This is a genomic window from Microcoleus sp. B7-D4, assembly GCF_036705125.1.
GTDB lineage: Bacteria > Cyanobacteriota > Cyanobacteriia > Cyanobacteriales > Microcoleaceae > Microcoleus.
This window is the reverse complement of the sequence record NZ_JAUBTT010000244.1, coordinates 1-1791: the sequence shown is the minus strand read 5'-3', so window position 1 is coordinate 1791 and position 1791 is coordinate 1. Positions and strand designations below refer to the sequence as shown.

Genomic DNA, 1791 nt, shown 5'->3' with positions numbered 1-1791 from the left:
TGGGCTGATGTGATCAACCGCGCTAACTTGGGTATGGAAGTAATGCACGAGCGCAATGCTCACAACTTCCCGCTTGACTTGGCTGCTAGTGAAGTCACTCCAGTAGCTTTGGTTGCTCCTTCTATCAATGGCTAAGTTTTAGTCTGAGATTGACAAAAAGCGCTCCTAGAAATAGGGGCGCTTTTTGTTTGGGGAAAAAAGATTTTTACTGCGGGGAGGGGAAGTATCACAACCGCCAAGGGAGTTATAGCGAGGTTATTTGAGATGGCAATTCGCGGAGATAACAGTTCCCTCGCTTTTGGTAATTCCTGTTAGGCTGGATTAATGTCTGCTTCTGCTTGGAGACTCACTCATGATAAATTCAAGTTTCTTTAAACATCACAAAACATTCATAATTTTCTAAATCGAGAAATCGGTCAATTTGCAAAGTTCCTATTTGTTCAAATCCCTGTTTTTGGTGAAACATTAGGGAACGAGTATTAGCTATTGGCTGGGTAACAATAAACAGCGAAATAAATGAATTTGGAAAAAGTTGATAAATTTCTTTATACATAAATTGAGCAACACCTCTACCCATCCAATTTAACTTGGTTGCTACTCTTTCGAGATAAAAATGCCGATCGCTTGTGACTCTTTTCTTAAAAACCTCATCTTTCCAGATAATTTTATCCAAGATTTCATCAGATATTTTGGGTTGTGATATAGCCACAAATCCTAGAATTTCCCCATCGGTTTTAGCTGACACAAAATATCTGCCTGAATTATTTAAGCTTTGGACAATCTCATCTTCAGTAATTTGTGTTAGCAAAAAGCCGCGCTCGATCGACGTATTTTGACGGCGCGCATGAGAATTGTGAATATTGACGATCGCCTGTATGTCCTCTCGATCGGCTTCTCTAAAAGTTAGATATTCCATTGCATAGTGTGTAAGAACTCGCACAAGGAGCTTTAAGCCCCTTGCTAGATGAGTAGAATTCTACCGCAGAACCCTAACTGCCGGGGCTCTGGGCCACATCGCGAGCATTTTCTTCAAACGCAGCCGTCAGCGCATCATCACCGCTTAAACCCGATGCGATCGCAATTTTTTCAGGATGGGCATCGGCGTCAGCCAAAACGTTGACTAAATCGGCAGCGTTGAGCTCAGGAGAGGCTTCTAGGAGTTCTGCTTACAATATAAAACCAATCATAAAATTAATGACCGCAACTGACTACACTCAACTTCATCACTTCCTGACTCGGAAAGATTGGAAAGATGCCGACATTGAAACCAGACAACTAATGCTGCAAATTGCCGGGGCCGATTCCAGACAAGATCGCCTACTCACAGCCAACGACATTCAAAATTTTCCATGTTCCGAGTTAAAAAAGATAGATCAGCTCTGGGTTAAAGCGAGTGGTGGACGTTTCGGATTTAGTGCGATCTCAAATCTCTATCAAGCAGTGGATGAGGATTATTTTGTTCTGGCCGATCGAGTCGGTTGGCGTAGTGAAAAAGATTGGATCGATTACAAGAAAATTAATTATACTATTGATGCTCCTGTTGGGCATTTACCGATAACGTGGCTGGTTCCTACTTCATTTTGGATGTACTGGAATGCTCGCTTTGCTAGTGCTGGATGGAGGTTAATTCTCAAGCGAATAGCTGAATGTAAATTGTAAAATTGGCTTTTAGTCTATCCTTTCCAGTTCCTATCGACTATAAATTATTCGGAATGCTAAGCTGTTGCACATTTAAACTGTGATACAATCATTACCCTTATTTTTGATTTTGCGACCCCATTTAATTATTAA

Annotated in this window: 3 protein-coding genes and 1 pseudogene; 2 read left to right on the top strand and 2 right to left on the bottom strand. The window is 41.3% G+C overall.

The window, feature by feature from the left end:
• Positions 1-135, top strand: a pseudogene (locus tag QUB12_RS37185) (photosystem II q(b) protein); the annotation flags it as partial.
• Positions 136-361: 226 nt separating this feature from the next.
• On the opposite strand, the gene QUB12_RS37180 reads toward QUB12_RS37185, so the two are convergent.
• A complete protein-coding gene (locus QUB12_RS37180) occupies positions 362-940 on the bottom strand; it encodes a GNAT family N-acetyltransferase (protein WP_333301083.1) in 579 nt (192 codons plus the stop codon).
• A 49-nt stretch (positions 941-989) separates the two neighbouring features.
• A complete protein-coding gene (locus QUB12_RS37175) occupies positions 990-1112 on the bottom strand; it encodes a hypothetical protein (protein ID WP_333146867.1) in 123 nt (40 codons plus the stop codon).
• 82 nt (positions 1113-1194) lie between these two features.
• On the opposite strand from QUB12_RS37175, the gene QUB12_RS37170 reads away from it, so the two are divergent.
• Complete coding sequence (locus QUB12_RS37170) at positions 1195-1659, top strand: GUN4 domain-containing protein (protein WP_333146869.1); 465 nt, start codon at positions 1195-1197, stop codon at positions 1657-1659.
• Positions 1660-1791: the final 132 nt, after the last annotated feature.

Coding starts and splice junctions, on each gene's coding strand:
- QUB12_RS37170 (WP_333146869.1), top strand. CDS start 1,195: ATGACCGCAACTGACTACACTCAACTTCATCACTTCCTGACTCGGAAA.